Annotated in this window: 11 protein-coding genes and 1 pseudogene; 5 read left to right on the top strand and 7 right to left on the bottom strand. The window is 65.0% G+C overall.

All coding sequences use genetic code 11. The features are described 5' to 3' along the window. Positions 1–92 precede the first annotated feature (92 nt). Positions 93–2,204, bottom strand: a complete 2,112-nt coding sequence (locus YUU_RS0133300; RefSeq protein WP_027526235.1) for an adenylate/guanylate cyclase domain-containing protein — start codon at positions 2,202–2,204, stop codon at positions 93–95. A gap of 323 nt (positions 2,205–2,527) precedes the next feature. On the opposite strand from YUU_RS0133300, the gene YUU_RS0133295 reads away from it, so the two are divergent. Genes YUU_RS0133295 through YUU_RS0133280 form a run of 4 tightly spaced genes read left to right on the top strand, consistent with a single transcriptional unit; the run spans position 2,528 to position 5,097 of the window. Beyond that, positions 2,528–2,833: a DUF2282 domain-containing protein gene (locus YUU_RS0133295; protein WP_027526234.1), complete on the top strand. Its 306-nt coding sequence runs from the start codon at positions 2,528–2,530 to the stop codon at positions 2,831–2,833. Between the two features lie 41 nt (positions 2,834–2,874). Continuing rightward, positions 2,875–3,792: a DUF692 domain-containing protein gene (locus YUU_RS0133290; RefSeq protein ID WP_035664071.1), complete on the top strand. Its 918-nt coding sequence runs from the start codon at positions 2,875–2,877 to the stop codon at positions 3,790–3,792. After that, entirely contained in the window at positions 3,782–4,573 is a 792-nt protein-coding gene (locus YUU_RS0133285) for a DNA-binding domain-containing protein (protein ID WP_027526232.1), read from the top strand. Before YUU_RS0133290 ends, YUU_RS0133285 begins: the two co-directional genes overlap by 11 nt. Continuing rightward, positions 4,570–5,097 (top strand): DoxX family protein, encoded by a 528-nt coding sequence (locus YUU_RS0133280; protein WP_035664068.1) that lies wholly within the window; start codon positions 4,570–4,572, stop codon positions 5,095–5,097. Before YUU_RS0133285 ends, YUU_RS0133280 begins: the two co-directional genes overlap by 4 nt. Positions 5,098–5,126: 29 nt before the next feature. Here YUU_RS0133280 and YUU_RS0133275 read toward each other — a convergent pair whose 3' ends face one another. The 4 genes and pseudogenes from YUU_RS0133275 to YUU_RS56995 all read right to left on the bottom strand — a co-directional run. Continuing rightward, positions 5,127–6,278: an ABC transporter substrate-binding protein gene (locus YUU_RS0133275; RefSeq protein WP_027526230.1), complete on the bottom strand. Its 1,152-nt coding sequence runs from the start codon at positions 6,276–6,278 to the stop codon at positions 5,127–5,129. Positions 6,279–6,300: 22 nt separating this feature from the next. Next, positions 6,301–7,143, bottom strand: a complete 843-nt coding sequence (locus YUU_RS0133270; RefSeq protein WP_027526229.1) for an amidohydrolase — start codon at positions 7,141–7,143, stop codon at positions 6,301–6,303. Positions 7,144–7,156: 13 nt separating this feature from the next. Beyond that, a complete protein-coding gene (locus YUU_RS0133265; RefSeq protein ID WP_027526228.1) occupies positions 7,157–7,996 on the bottom strand; it encodes a shikimate dehydrogenase in 840 nt (279 codons plus the stop codon). A 275-nt stretch (positions 7,997–8,271) separates the two neighbouring features. Continuing rightward, positions 8,272–8,409: pseudogene (locus YUU_RS56995) on the bottom strand (IS5/IS1182 family transposase); the annotation flags it as partial. A gap of 169 nt (positions 8,410–8,578) precedes the next feature. On the opposite strand from YUU_RS56995, the gene YUU_RS0133260 reads away from it, so the two are divergent. Further along, positions 8,579–8,968, top strand: coding sequence for a hypothetical protein (locus YUU_RS0133260; protein ID WP_027526227.1), 390 nt, complete (start codon positions 8,579–8,581; stop codon positions 8,966–8,968). A gap of 196 nt (positions 8,969–9,164) precedes the next feature. Here the strand turns inward: YUU_RS0133260 and YUU_RS52565 are convergent, their stop codons facing one another. Together YUU_RS52565 and YUU_RS0133250 are read right to left on the bottom strand one after the other, a co-directional pair. Beyond that, positions 9,165–10,037, bottom strand: coding sequence for a phytanoyl-CoA dioxygenase family protein (locus YUU_RS52565; RefSeq protein ID WP_371260532.1), 873 nt, complete (start codon positions 10,035–10,037; stop codon positions 9,165–9,167). A 414-nt stretch (positions 10,038–10,451) separates the two neighbouring features. Then, positions 10,452–13,898 carry an AAA family ATPase gene (locus YUU_RS0133250; RefSeq protein WP_027526226.1) on the bottom strand — a complete coding sequence of 1,149 codons (3,447 nt, stop codon included), beginning with the start codon at positions 13,896–13,898 and terminating at the stop codon, positions 10,452–10,454. Positions 13,899–14,006: the final 108 nt, after the last annotated feature.

Raw genomic sequence — 14,006 nt, 5'->3', positions numbered from 1 at the left:
CATCGCGGGTCAACTTAGCGGGGCCGCCTACGGCGGGGAACTCACATTCCAAATCAAGGTAAAGCCCCGCTGTATCCCGGGGACACCGAGGGCTATTTCGAGTTCAGCGTGGCGACTGGGCGCCACGCCTGATCCGGACCCGACCGCAGCAACTGCTGGCAACGCTCCAGCATCAGTTCCGCGGGACGATCGCGCAGCCGTTCCCCGAGCACCGCTTCGAAATCGGCGGCAGCGCCGGCGAAATCGCGCGCGCGGTATTTGGAGAGCCCCTGCTCGTAGCGCGCAATCCAGCTCGCCGCCTGACGCTCCGCGTCGGCCTCTCCCGTCAGCCCTACCAGTTCATGCACCGCGAGCCCTTCCTCGCGCCCATAGACGGCGATGCTGTCGATCTCGCGGGTCACGACGTCTCCTCGCGCGAGGCGCGCCGTCGTCTCGCCGATCAGGATCTGCGTCAGGTAATGCTTGTTGGCACTCTCCAGGCGGCTTGCGACGTTCACGGCATCGCCGATGACGGTGTAGTTGAGGCGCAGTTCGGAGCCGATATTGCCGACCAGCATGAGGCCGGAATTGATTCCGATGCGGATCTGGAGGGGATGGCCGAGATCGTCGATGAGACCGGAGGACTCGATCGCGCGGCGGCAGGCGAGCGCGGCCCGGCAGCACAGCAGCGCGTGATCCACCTGCGGCTGGGGCGCGCCCCAGAACGCCATCACGGCATCGCCGATAAACTTGTCGATGGTCCCGCCGTGAGCGACGATGATCTCGGAGGCAAGATCGAGATAGCTTGACAGCAGCGGCACGACGCGGTCGCCCATGCGTTCAGAGAGTCGTGTGAAGCCGGCAACGTCGATGAACATCACGGTCAGCTCCTGAATGGAGCCGCCGGGTTTTGCTTCGACACCCTGGCGCAGGAGCGAGCGGACGAGATCGGCCGGAATGAACTTGCGGAAGGCGGACAAGCCCGCGGCCATCTCGGCGATTGCGCCCGACAGGCTCGCAATCTCCTTCAGCCGCGAGGGATGCCGCCGAACCTGCTCCAACGCAAAGCTTTCGACGTGGCGGAGCTCGCCCACGACGCGGGATAGGGGCGCTGCGATCACCGACCGCGCCAGCACGGCCGACGCGAGCGCCGCCAGCACCGCTCCCACCGCGAGACCGACGATGAGGCGTCGCAACGTCGTCTCGACGGGACCCAGAAACTCCGCCTCGGGAATCACGGTCGCAAGTCGCCAGCCTGGAAACGGCAGCGGCGTGAGCGCGACTTCATAGGCCGCGCCGCCGGCGGCGAGTCGGCTTCGCCATGCATCCTTCCCGCCTTCCTCGCTGGCTTTCGCCAGCGCCGTCCGCGCCAACGGCAGCAGCGGCTGCTCGCCATGCACGGGATGCAGTTCGTCGGCGTCCTTGTCGGGCGCGGCGACCAGTTCGCCGCTGCCGTCGAAGATGAAGGCAGTGCCCGTGCGGCCGACCTCGAGCTGCGCCAGGAACCTCGCAAGCCGGGTGTATTCGATGACGATGGCCAGAACGCCCTGGCGTTCCTGGTAGACGTCGATCGGCCCGGCAAAGGCGATCGACGGCCGCTCGCCGATCGGGTAGTCGGTCACCTTGAACCATTGCGGCTGCTCCGCGGCCATGCCGGTCTTGAACCAGTCGCGCTCGGCGACGCGAAAATCGGTCGGCTCGAAGCGGCGATGCGTGAACTCGATGTCGCCCGGCACCACCTCATACTCGTCGACCCGCCGCTGGCCGGGATGATCGGTCAGCGAAATCTCCATCATCTCCAGATGGCGGTCGCCGAGCTTGTGGGCGGCGAAGAACGAGCCGTCGGGCCAGCCGAACGCCGCCCAGGAGATCGTCGCCTGCGACTGCAATTGGGACAGGAACACGAATTCGCGCTTGTCCGCCTCGCGGGTGTCGAGCACGTTTTGCAGGAACAGTGTGCGAATGGCGGTATGGGCGGCGCGCGCCTCATCCACGATCGCCGACACTTCCTTGCGAACGGCGGCCACGATCTGTTCGTTGATGGTGCTGGCGAGCTGCCGGCTGGTCGCTTCCGCCGTGCGCCACCACAACAGGCTCGAGAGCGCGGCGGTGAGAAGGATTGCGGTCAGCACCAGCGCCGACACCGCGAGACGAATGCTGACGGTGAGCCGGTTGAGGGCCGACAGGGACGTCGGTCGACGATATCGTCCAGGATTCGCGATCATCCTTGGTTCTGCCCTCGAGCCATGCGCGGCGCATTGCGCCGGCTGATATCGACATACGCAGGGCCTGCGCCGTCCGTTACGTCTCGCAAATGTCTCGGCACCCGGCCAATGCCCGCCGGCTAATGTGGCGATAGGAACAAGGCATTGGATTTGCCCCGCCGCTTCCTCGCTAATCGCGTCCCAAGCGTACGACGTCGTGCGCGATATCGAAACGGTTTCACGGACTCGTGAGCGGCGTTGCCCGTAACAACGGAGGCCGCCGCGACGAATGAAGTCATGCACCTTCGCTTGCCAAGCGGAGCAACCCTCGAGAGGAGAATTTCATGTCTGCCAAGACCCTAGTCAGCTCGCTCATGCTCGCCGGCGCGGTCTCGACTGCGCTCGCGACGCTCGCCGCGGCCGCACCACTCACCAAGGCGGAGGCCGATGCTGCCGTCGCCGCCAAGAAGGAGAAGTGTTTTGGCGTTGCACTGAAAGGCCAGAACGATTGCGCCGCGGGACCGGGCACGACCTGTCAGGGCACGTCGACGGCCGACTTCCAAGGCAATGCCTGGAAATTCGTCCAGGGCGGCACCTGCGCCAATATCGAGCTGCCGAACGGCAAGCACGGCTCGCTCAAGCCGATCTGAGGCAGCCAGCTCATCATGACAACAGAGAGCGGAGGAGCATCATGACCATTGCGATCAGGCTAGATGCGCCTGCGACCATGCCTCTCCGCTTTTCGCCGCCGATCGGCGGGCTCGCCGGCACCAGCTTCAAGCACGAGCATCTCGCCGCGATCCTTGCCGAAGGGCCGCAGCGCGGCTTCTTCGAAGTCCATGCCGAGAACTACATGGGCGCCGGCGGCGCTCCTCATCGCGCGCTCGAGGCCATGCGCCGCGATCATCCGTTGTCGCTGCATGGCGTGTGCATGTCGATCGGTGGCCCGCGAGCGCTCGACCGGACACACCTTGCGCGCTTTCGCGGCCTCGTCGCGCGCTACCAGCCGGCGCTGGTGTCGGAGCATCTCGCCTGGTCGACGCATGAGACCGGCTTTTTCAACGATCTTTTGCCCCTGCCCTACACCGCGGCGACGTTTCAGCACGTCTGCGATCACATCGACGAGGTGCAGGAGACGATCCGGCGGCCCATCCTCCTGGAAAATCCGTCGACCTATGTCGCCTTTGCCACCTCAACGATGAGCGAGACGGATTTCATTCGCAGCGTGGCGGACCGCACAGGGTGCGGCCTGCTGCTCGACATCAATAACGTGTTCGTCACCGCCACCAATCACGGCTTCGCGGCGCTCGAATATCTGGCCGACTTCCCATTGTCGCGGGTCGGCGAGATCCACCTTGCCGGGCACGCGGAGCAGAGTGACGACGAGGGTGATCCGCTGCTGATCGACAGCCATGACGGCCCGGTCGCGGATGCCGTGTGGAAGCTGTTCGAAATCGTCATCCAGCGCCGCGGTCCGGTTCCGACACTGATCGAGTGGGACAGCAGCATTCCCGACTGGCCGGTCCTCAAAGCCGAAGCCGCGCGGGCGCAGGCGATCCTGGATCGTGCCCACGCCGCCGCAGTTTCGGATGATCGTCATGCCGCCTGAGCCCTCCACATCTTACGCAGCCGCCATCGCTCCTGCGCTGCTCGATCCGACGCGCGCTGTGCCGACCGTCGTCATCGGACCGAACGGCAAGGCGACCGAGAAACGCTTCGGCGTCTACCGCAACAACGTCACGGTCAGCCTGATCGAGGCGCTCGCGGCGATCTATGCGGCCGTGCTGCGTATCACGGGCAACGACTTCTTCCGTGCCATGGCGCGCTTCTACATCCGCAGCAGCCCGCCACGATCGCCGCTGCTGTTCGAATATGGCCGCGACTTTCCGGCGTTCATCAAACGCTACGAATACGCGCAGTCTTTGCCCTGGCTCGCCGATGTCGCGCGCGTCGAACGCGCCTGGCTCGATGCCTATCATGCCGCCGATGCGGTGCCGCTTGCGCCGCACGCTCTGGCGAGGATCGCGCCGGAACGGCTTGCCAGCCTCGTCTTTGCCGCGCATCCGGCAACGCGGCTGGTGCGCTCGCCCTATTCAGCCGTCACGATCTTTGCCGCCAACCGCAGTGCGGAGCCCGTCGGCCGCATCGATGCGTCAACGCCCGAGGACGCATTGATCACGCGACCGGATGTCGAGGTCGTGGTGCGGCAGCTCCCGCCGGGTGGCGCGATCTTCATCTCGTGCCTGATGGCTGGATGTCCGCTCGGCGAAGCCGCAGCTATGGCGCTCAAGCAGGCGCCCACATTCGATATTGCCGCGAATATCGCCGGTCTGATCGAGGCCGGTGCATTCACCTCTATCGCGCCAGCGACTTTCGGAGACGGACGATGATCACGAACCAAGATATTGCAGCGGGGAACACTCTGCCTTCTCTCGGACGTCTCGCCCGCAAGGCCGATCATCTGGTGCAGGCGATCGCATCGCCCTCTCTCGTCCAGCTCGTCTTGCGCGTCGCGCTGGCGGTGCCGTTCTGGCGCTCGGGCACCCTCAAATGGGGCGGCTTTCTGAGGCTCAACGACACGGCCGTGACGCTGTTCAGCGATGAGTTCATGCTGCACCTGCCGGGCGGGCCCTATCATTTCCCGGCGCCGACGGTGATGGCCTTCCTGTCTGGATCTGGCGAGATCCTGCTTCCGATCCTGCTCTTGCTCGGCCTCGGCACCCGGTTCGCAGCGCTCGGCCTCCTGTTCATGACCGTGATCGTCGAGCTCACGGTGCCGGACGGATGGCCGGTGCACATCACCTGGGCTGCGATGGCCCTCGCAATCATGGCGTACGGACCTGGGCCGATTTCGCTGGATCATCTGGTGAGCCGCGCAGTTCGGGTGACCAAGACCGCGCACTCAGGGGAGTAACGGCAAGGACGCAATACGCGTCAGCCCCTTCACTCCCTCCCGCCCTTCAACTTCGGCAGCGTCTCAACGATCTTCTGCTTGCCGTCGACGATCTCGGCGAGGAAGCTCGCGCGGTCGATGTCGCCATTCTGGTCCCAGCTCGCTTCCATCAGCATGCCAGGCGCCTTGTCCGGCGTCAGCGTCAGGCCTTTCATGGCCGCACCGAAAGCCTTGCTGTCGAATTTGCCAATCTTTTCGGTAACGTACTTGACGAGATAGACCGCCGTATAGCCCTTGATGCCGTTGTGGTCGGGCCAGTATTTGTAGCGCGCGCTGAATTTCCTGGCGAAGTCCTGGATCGCAGGCACCGGCGCATCGGCGGAAAGGCCGACATGGCCGCGCACGCCGTTGGCGGCGGGGCCGGCGAGCTCGACGACCTTCTGGCTGAGCAGCGTGGTCTCGCCGAACAGCGGCGTCGACAGGCCCTGCCGCCTTGCCTCGATCAGAAAGCGCGCGCTCTCCTCCTCGTTGGTGTAGACGAACACGGCATCGGCCTTGGCGCTCTTCAGCTTGATGACGTCGGAGCCGAAATCGACTTGGCCCTGCTCGGTCGAGATATCGGCCGCGATGTCGATGTTGCGCGCCTTCATCTCCTTCAGAAAATTGTCGTGGCCGCCCTTGCCGAAATCATTGTTGACCCAGACCAGCGCGACCGTCTTCACCTTGAGCTTGTCGTGCAGATAGTTGGCGATCTTCGGCATGGAGAACTGCTGGCCGAAGGCGGTGCGGAGGACGAACGGATTGCCCTGCGTGGTGATGTCGGCGGCTTCGGCGCCGACGATCTGCGGAATCTCGGCCGCCTGGGTCAGCGCCATGTTGACCTTGACCGAGCCGGAGTAGATCGGGCCGAGCACCACATACGGGTCCTTGTCCAAAACCTTCTGCACCTGGGCGCGAGAGACGCCGGGATTGCTCTGGGTGTCGAGATGCTCGGTTTCGATCTTGCGGCCCAGAATGCCGCCGGAGGCGTTGATCTCGTCGATCGCAAGCGCAACGCCGTCGCGCCAGTTGGTGCCGGAGACCGCGCCGGGGCCGGACAGCTCGACGACATCTGGGATGTAGACCGTCGTCTGCGCCTGCGCGAGGCCCGCCCACAGCGACGCAGCAGCGACGATGCCACCCCATTTTCCCAAGGCCTTCATGACGTCCTCCCTCTATTTCTCGTTATGCTGATTGATCTGGGTCGAAGCCGAGCAGCCTTGTCGGCGTTCGCCACAACAGGCTGTGCTGATCGGCCGGATCGGGAAACAGCCGGCTCAGCACCGCGAGCAGCGGCCCGTAATCCAGCCGCTCCGGGGCACGCAGGAACGGATAGTCCGAGCCCCAGACGCAGCGATCGAGCGTGAAGGCGTCGACCAGCGCTGCGATGAACGGCCAGGCGTCTTCGTAAGGATGCGGCTGCTGCGAGAATTTGTAGTAGCCCGACAGCTTGATGTGCGCATCGCGCGTGCGGCCGATCGCCAGCAACGCCTGGAAGGCCTTGCCGTTCAGGCCCTGCTCGACCGGCGGCCGCCCGCAATGATCAATCACCAGCTTGACGTTCGATTTTTCGATCAGCGGCAGCAAAGCGAGCAGTTGATCCTGCTCGACCTGGATCTGGAGGAACAGGCCAAGATCGGTCAGCTTCGCCAGCAGCGGCGCGGTGTTGCGATAGTATTCGGCGCCGTGGAACGGGACGTTGAAGGCAACGCCGATCACGCCGGCCGCCTTCAGGCGCTCGAGCTCCCTCACATCGACGTCGTTCTCGACGACCGCGACGCCCCTGAAGCGGCCCTTCCCTTGCGCGAGCGTGTCGAGCAGGATGCGGCTGTCGCTGCCATAGCCGGTGTTGGTGGCGACGACGAGCGCGTGCCTGACGTCGAAGACGTCGAACACGCTGAGAAGCTGCGCGGCCGGCGCGATCTCCTGCCCGCTCGGCCGATAGGGCGTTGTGGACACGTACGGAAACCGCGCGGGATCAATGGCGTGGATGTGGCAATCGATCTTGGGACACGCCGGGATGGTCATGGCGGAAAAACTTCTAGAAGGTCGCTTCGATGGCCTTGATGAGATCGGGCGTCACGTCGGGCATGACGCCGAACCAGGCCTTGAAGGCGATCCGTGCCTGATTGAGCAGCAGGCCGAGCCCGTTCACGGTCTTGCAGCCGCGCGTGCGGGCCTCAGCCAGGAACCGCGTCTCGAGCGGCGTGTAGATGAGATCGGCAACCAGGGTCGACGGCTTCAGCCGCGACAGGTCGATCTCGAGTGCATCCTTGCCGACCATGCCGCGATCGGTGCAGTTGACGACCAGCGCCTTGTCGGCGACCGCAGCGCTGCGGTCCGCCCAGGCGACGGTGCGGACATTTGCGCCGAACTCTTTCGCCAAGGCTTCCGCCTTGTCCGCCGTGCGGTTGGCGATCAGGATCTCGCGCGCGCCGTTTTCGAGCAACGCCACGACCACCGCACGTGAGGCGCCACCGGCGCCGAGCAGCAGAATCGGTCCCTCCTCGGCACGCCAGTCCTCACGCGCATCGCGCAGGCTCTGCACAAAACCGTTGCCATCATTGTTGAAGCCTGAGAGGGTGCCGTCCTCTTCGACGACGATGGTGTTGACGGCACCGATGCGGCGCGCGGTGTCGTTGACGCGGGCGAGCAGCGCCATCGCCGTCTGCTTGTGCGGCATGGTGACGTTGCAGCCGCGGAAGCCGAGCGCGACGAGACCCGGCAGCGCGTCCTTCAGCCGCTCGGGCTGAACCGCGAGCGGCACATAGACGCCGGGGATGCCGTGGGCATTCAGCCAATAATTGTGAATCGCCGGCGAGCGCGAATGCGCGACCGGCATTCCGATGATACCGGCGAGTCCAAAGCCGTTTGCGGACATGCTTTCGATCCATCCTCCGTTGGCGCGATACGCGCTCTCCGCGCATCGGCCGGCCCTTGCCGGCGCGAAGAGCGGCCGGCGGATCTCTGTTCTTGGTCAACTGTACAAGACTATTAGGCGGAACGCCAATCGCAGGCAATCTGAATCTCGGGCCCAAAGCCCGGCCGCGTATCGCGCATATTGTGAGATACGGGCGAGCGCCGGCTCTAGCCGTCCCTCGGCAGGCCCTGAGCAATGCCGTGGAAGCGCTAGGACGCGGAGTCATTAAGACACAGCTACAGCCGGATTGAAGCAAGCTGTACGAACGCGAGGTAATTTACGGCGAGCCTGTCATAGCGTGTCGCCACACTCCGACATTGTTTGATCCTGTTGAAGAACCGCTCGACCCGGTTGCGGGCGCGGTGGAGATACGGACGACATTGGTCGGATCGAAATCCTGCACAGGCTGCCGCCCACACTGGTATGTCGCCTCCTCGGCGCCGAGCTTTTTGGGCTATCATGCTGGGGCGGAGCGGATTGCTTCGCGCTGTGTGTTTTTTTGTCAGGACCGGTGCACAACGGCGCCGCGCCGGGAGACTACCCATGGCAAACTCAAAAGCGATCGCTGGTCTAATCGGCCCGTCCCTGATCGCGCTTGCGGCCGCGTTGCTCATCAATCTGGGCTCGATGTCGGCACTGGTCGAGGCAGTCTCGCGCGATCCGGCGGTCGTGCTGGTCTCAGGGGTCGTTTCCTTCGTGGCCGGGCTCGCTGTCGTGCGCGTGCACAATCACTGGGCCGCAGACTGGGCGGTTCTTGTCACGATCTTCGGCTGGCTTCTGCTGATCGGCGGCCTGGTTCGCATGCTGTTTCCGATCTGGCTCGCTGGAATGGCTGCGACCCTCAGCCTCAGCACGGGGCTTATTGTGGGAGAGGCCGTCGTGTTTCTCGTGATCGGGGCTTTCCTGTCTTACAAGGCCTACATGAACGGCTGAGGAAGGCAGCGATCGGGCAGCCGACCAAGTTCGCCTTGCTGCGCGCTCGCCCGTGGCCGCTATCGAGGTGCTGGAGAAATGGGCAGCCTTGCCGGCCCGGGCAGAAGCGTCGAGGATGACCCGAGGCGGACCTCGCCCTTCGCTCCGGTACTGGTGCGAAATTGAAGAAGTTCGCACCAGTGGGAAAGTCAGCCTCTCAGCGATTCATTTGGCCGCCGGCCGACGTTTCGGGTCCGGTCGGACCTGGGTCGTTAAGCCCCTCTCCCTGAAGAGCCTGCCGGATCGCAATCTCGACCGGCGAGTAATCACCGTTCTCGCGGTCGAGCCGGACAGGGTCCTGCGGATGCGGATGCAGCGGCGGCTGCGCCATGAACCGCGGTGTCGTCCCCTGATGCCGTTGCCCGGCGTGGACGAGGAAGGGATGGCACAGGTAGACATCGCCGGCCTCGCCGGTCGCCAGCGCTTCGGGCCGGTCGGCACCCATCTGGTCCAGCATCATATCTTCATGTGACATCCCCGCCTCGCCGGCCGTCGCAAGGTGGCGCGCCATGTCGATGTGCGATCCCACCCGTATGCGCGTCGGGGCGTCGTGCGGGCCGACGTCGGAGAACAGGAACAGCATCAACAGGGTGCGGCCGCGCGACCTCACGTTCGCGCGCCGCTCGTTCGGATCGCCGCCATCGGGGGAAAAGCTTGTATCAATGTGCCAGCCGTCGTCGCCGGGCGCATCCGGATGCGGGAAGCGCACCACAAACGTGCCCCCGAAGCCCAGCGACCCCAGGCGCCAGCGACCCTTGCCGGCGATTTGGTCGAACGCGGCGTGCAGCACCGGTGTGCGTTCGGCCTTCAGGAACGGCGGGTCCTTGTAGCCGGAAAGCCGGATCACCGGCTTTGTCCATGTCCCCGGATCGTGAGGATCGCAGCCGGTATCGCGCCACAGGATGGCGCGGGCTTCATCGGCAAGTTCGCGCGGAAAGGCTCGGTCGATGCGAACGAATCCGTCGCGAACGAATCGCTGTATCTGATCGTCGCTGAGCGCGCGCATCTCATCAGCAGGCATGAAGATCATCCTCATATCGCTCTAGGCTGGTCACCTATCGCTGCGCGATGCAACGTTGGTGCGGCCCATTGGTCCAGTAATGTAAGATGGGACGGCTAGGCGGCTGCCCAGCACGCTCTCGTCTTCCGCCCGCTCGAAGCAGGCGCCGTTAACGGCTCAGGAAGAAGACCGAAGCGATATCGGATGCGCGGATCATCATGATAATTCAGCTTGGCACAGATAGGTTGAAGGATCAATGCACGACTTGAGGCCGACAATAGGTGCAAGACCAAAGATCAAGAGTCCGCATCTGGCCCATCGCGACGCTTGCTGCGGTTGTACAAAGGCGGTCGGTGTCGGGGCGAACCGGACATCGACGAAGATTTATGAGTACGCGCGCTAGCAGCGCGAGCGCGGAGGCGCGTTCCGAGCCAAGGGCGACGCTTACCGCTCCACGTCGACCTGCTGCCTGCCGAGCTGCTTCAGCAGTTGCGCCGCCTGCGTTAGGTCCGGCGTCAGGAAGCCTTCGCTGAACTTGCCGATGATGGGGCCGAGCAGCCGTTCGGCCTGCCCGGCCTTGCCCGCGTCCTCCCAGAGCCGCGCAAGGCTGATCGCTGTCCTGAGCTCCCAGGACTGTGCACCCTGCTTGCGGGCGACGTCGAGCGAGAGCTCATAGAGATCTTCGGCGTCATGGGCCGAACTCGGCCCGCCCTCGGCGAGCGTGATCTCGCCCTGCAACCGATAGACTTCGGCGAGGTAGGAGTGATCGCCGGTGCGCCGTGCGGTCGCGAGTGCGCCATCGAGCGCGCGCAAGGCTGCCTCGCGGAAGCCGGCCTTCGCATAGGCCTCGGCCAACAGGCATCTGAACCAGCAGCCGGCGAGCCAGGAGTCCATCGCCTCATACTCGTCGAGACCGACGCGCATCTGGCTCAATCCATCGTCGACGTCGCCAAGCTGCGTCAGCGCCCAGCCGCGCAGGATCGCAGCCTGCTGCTTCCAGTGCAGGAAATTGTGCTCGGTGGCGAGGATCATCGCGCGGTTGGCGTGATCGCGGGTGCCTTCGACGTCGCGCAGGTGCTGGCAGAGATAGGCGCCGAACACCAGCGCGAAGGCAAGCGTGAAGGGATGGCGGATCTTCTCGGCGTTCGCGATCGCCTGTTCGCTATGCTGGCGTGCCGCATCGGAGCGGCCGAGGAACCACAGGAGATAGCCGAGATAGGACAGCGACACGACGCCGGGATCGGTGCCGTGCCGCACCATCAGGTCGGCGTGCAGATCCGCGCTATAGAGAATGATGCAACGGTGCAGATGATGCTGGGCAGCCGCAAAACGCCCGCGATAGAGCATGGTCATCGCGATGGCGCGGTGGGCCTCCATGAGATAGCCGGTCTGCTGCGCAGGCCGCGCCCGCTCGCTCTGCCGCACGCGCTTGGCAAACTTCAACAGTTCGACGCTGAGATCGTGCGCGCGCGTCAGATCCGCGCGGATGAAATGGCAGACCCAGAGCCCGCGCGTCGCCGCGAACGTCTTCTCCTCGTCATCGAGCTCCCGGCCGAGTTCGAGGGCGCGGATATAGTTTTCCTCGACCTCATGCACCGCATAGCCCTTGGCTGCGATCAACGCGTTGCCCAGCGCAATTCGCAGCTCGAGCTCCATTTCGCCCGCGCCCTGCATGCGGGCATTGGCCTGGACGACGCTCAAGCCCCGACGCAAGTGCCCGATCGCCTCCAGATTGCCCCCGGTCTTCGCGGCCTGCTTGCCGGCCTTGAGCCAGAAGCTCGCGGCGCCTTCGCTCTGGCCGGATTCGGTCAGATGATGGGCTAGAAGCTCGGGCTCGCGCGCCGTCTTCTCCGGATACATCTCGGCGAGCACCTGGGCGATCCGCGAATGCAGCTTGCGCCGCTCGCTGTGCAACAGGCTGGCATGTGCCGCGTTCTGGATCATCACGTGCTTGAACGCGTAGAGCGCATCCGGCGGATGGCCGCCGCGCACGATCAGGCCGGCCTCCTCCAGATGATCGAGTGCCGCCTCGATCTGGTCGGCGGGCGTGTTGGCGACGGCGTGAAGCGTCTCGTAGGAGAACTCGCGGCCGATGGTGGCGCCGATCTGCGCGATCTTCTTGAACGGGCCCATGCGGTCGAGGCGCGCCATCAGCGAGTCCGTCAGCGTCGCCGGGATCGCGAGCTGCCGCCACTCGCCGGACAGCACGTAGCGGCCGTGCCGTTCGGTCAAGAGGTTGGATTCGAGGACCGTCTTGGTCAATTCCTCCAGGAACAGCGGCACGCCGTCGGTCTTGACGATGATCTCCTCGACGACCTCCTTGGGCAGCTCCCGCCCGGCAACGCGCTCGACCAGAGTCGTGCGCAATTGCCGGCTCAACCGGTTCAAGACCAGCGTCGTGATGTGCGAATGCGCATTCCAGCTCGGCTGAAACTCCGACCGCGCGGTGATGACGACGAGGATCGGCTGGCCCTGCACCTTGTCGACCAGGAGATCGATGACCTCGCGCGAGGTCGGATCGATCCAGTGCAGGTCCTCGAAGGCAATCACCAGCGGCTGCTCGCGCGCAAGCCCGAGCAGATGGTTGACGATGGCCGACACCGTCGCGTCCTTCTGCTGCTGCGGCGACAGGTCGAGCGGCGGGTAGCGGTCGCCCGTCGGGATCGACAGCAGCGCAGCGAACAGCGGGGTCACCTGCGCGACGTCGTTTCCCGTAGCCGCCACGGCGGCCTCGAGATTGGAGAGCGACATCGCGCTCGCATCCTCGCGATCGAGCCCGAGCGCGAATTTGAGCTGCGCGCTGAACGGATAGAACGCGGTCGAGGTGTAGTACGGAGAGCACTGCAACGAGATCTGCCCGTGCCGCTCACCCGCGATGGCCGCGAATATCTCCTGGACGATGCGGGACTTGCCGATCCCGGGCTCGCCGAACAGCACCACGACCTGTCCGTCGCCCCGCCTCGCCTGCTGCCAGCGCCCCGTCAGCAGCGAGACCTCCTCCTCGCGATTGACGCGCGGCGTCAGCCGCGTGCCCATGGCCGCGGCGAAGCGAGTCTCTACGCGCGAGGGCCGCACCACGTGCCAGGCCTGGACCTTCCCGGAAAGACCCTTGAGCGCCTGGAGGCCGAGATTGCGGTAGTCGAACTTGCCCTTCAGCAGCGACTGGGTGGAGGCGGAGATGACCACGCCGTTCGGCGGCGCCAGTCCCTGGAGCCGCGCGGCGAGATTGACGGTTTCGCCGACCGCGGAATCGCGCTCCTCGGTGCCCTGGCCGACGAGATCGCCGACCACGACGAGACCGGTGGCGATGCCGATGCGGACCGCCGGTGCATGGCTCGGCGCGCCGCGCGGCTCGACCGCGCGTGCCGTCGACAGCACCCGCACGATCTCGAGCCCGGCGCGCACCGCGCGCTCGGCGTCGTCCTCATGCGCGGTCGGATAGCCGAAATAGACCAGGATGCCGTCGCCGACGAAGCGGGCAGCAAAACCCTCATAATGCTTGACCACGCGGACGCAGGTCTCGCGAAAGCTCGCGATCATGTCGCGCACGTCTTCGGGGTCGAACTGGGTCGAGAGCGGGGTCGAATCCACCATGTCGCAGAACATGGTGGTGAGCTGCCGCCGCTCGGCGCCGACCTCCGCGCGCGCCGTAGTCTGCGGGGCGGGTGGCGGCTGGGCCGGTTCGGGCGAAAGCAGCGTCGCCATCGCCCGGCGCAGCCGCTTGCGATCACCGAGCGGCAGGCCGAGTTCTGCGAGATCGGCCTCGGTCAGGTCGGGCATGACGTCGAGGCCGAGGCGATGCTGTGTAAAAAGTTCGGTGTATTGGCCGAGCCCCGCGCCCTCAAGCCAGCCTTTCAAATCCGTTTCCGTCGCCGCGCCCGGCTCCAGCATGCTGCTTCCGTTCGACTGCACACTCCATCCAGGAGAATATGCCCTCAACCACAAAGTTTGAGAGCCAAAACTCCATCTCGGACCGGACGCGTTTCACAGTTTTTTGAA

Origin of the sequence: Bradyrhizobium sp. Ec3.3 (assembly GCF_000472925.1) — a bacterium.
Taxonomy (GTDB): Bacteria; Pseudomonadota; Alphaproteobacteria; order Rhizobiales; family Xanthobacteraceae; genus Bradyrhizobium.
This window is presented reverse-complemented; position numbering and strand designations above follow the sequence as displayed.

What these genes read in the sequence shown, in the direction of transcription:
- YUU_RS0133300 (WP_027526235.1), bottom strand. Translation starts at nt 2,204, where the DNA reads ATGATCGCGAATCCTGGACGATATCGTCGACCGACGTCCCTGTCGGCC.
- YUU_RS0133295 (WP_027526234.1), top strand. Translation starts at nt 2,528, where the DNA reads ATGTCTGCCAAGACCCTAGTCAGCTCGCTCATGCTCGCCGGCGCGGTC.
- YUU_RS0133290 (WP_035664071.1), top strand. Translation starts at nt 2,875, where the DNA reads ATGACCATTGCGATCAGGCTAGATGCGCCTGCGACCATGCCTCTCCGC.
- YUU_RS0133285 (WP_027526232.1), top strand. Translation starts at nt 3,782, where the DNA reads ATGCCGCCTGAGCCCTCCACATCTTACGCAGCCGCCATCGCTCCTGCG.
- YUU_RS0133280 (WP_035664068.1), top strand. Translation starts at nt 4,570, where the DNA reads ATGATCACGAACCAAGATATTGCAGCGGGGAACACTCTGCCTTCTCTC.
- YUU_RS0133275 (WP_027526230.1), bottom strand. Translation starts at nt 6,278, where the DNA reads ATGAAGGCCTTGGGAAAATGGGGTGGCATCGTCGCTGCTGCGTCGCTG.
- YUU_RS0133270 (WP_027526229.1), bottom strand. Translation starts at nt 7,143, where the DNA reads ATGACCATCCCGGCGTGTCCCAAGATCGATTGCCACATCCACGCCATT.
- YUU_RS0133265 (WP_027526228.1), bottom strand. Translation starts at nt 7,996, where the DNA reads ATGTCCGCAAACGGCTTTGGACTCGCCGGTATCATCGGAATGCCGGTC.
- YUU_RS0133260 (WP_027526227.1), top strand. Translation starts at nt 8,579, where the DNA reads ATGGCAAACTCAAAAGCGATCGCTGGTCTAATCGGCCCGTCCCTGATC.
- YUU_RS52565 (WP_371260532.1), bottom strand. Translation starts at nt 10,037, where the DNA reads ATGATCTTCATGCCTGCTGATGAGATGCGCGCGCTCAGCGACGATCAG.
- YUU_RS0133250 (WP_027526226.1), bottom strand. Translation starts at nt 13,898, where the DNA reads ATGCTGGAGCCGGGCGCGGCGACGGAAACGGATTTGAAAGGCTGGCTT.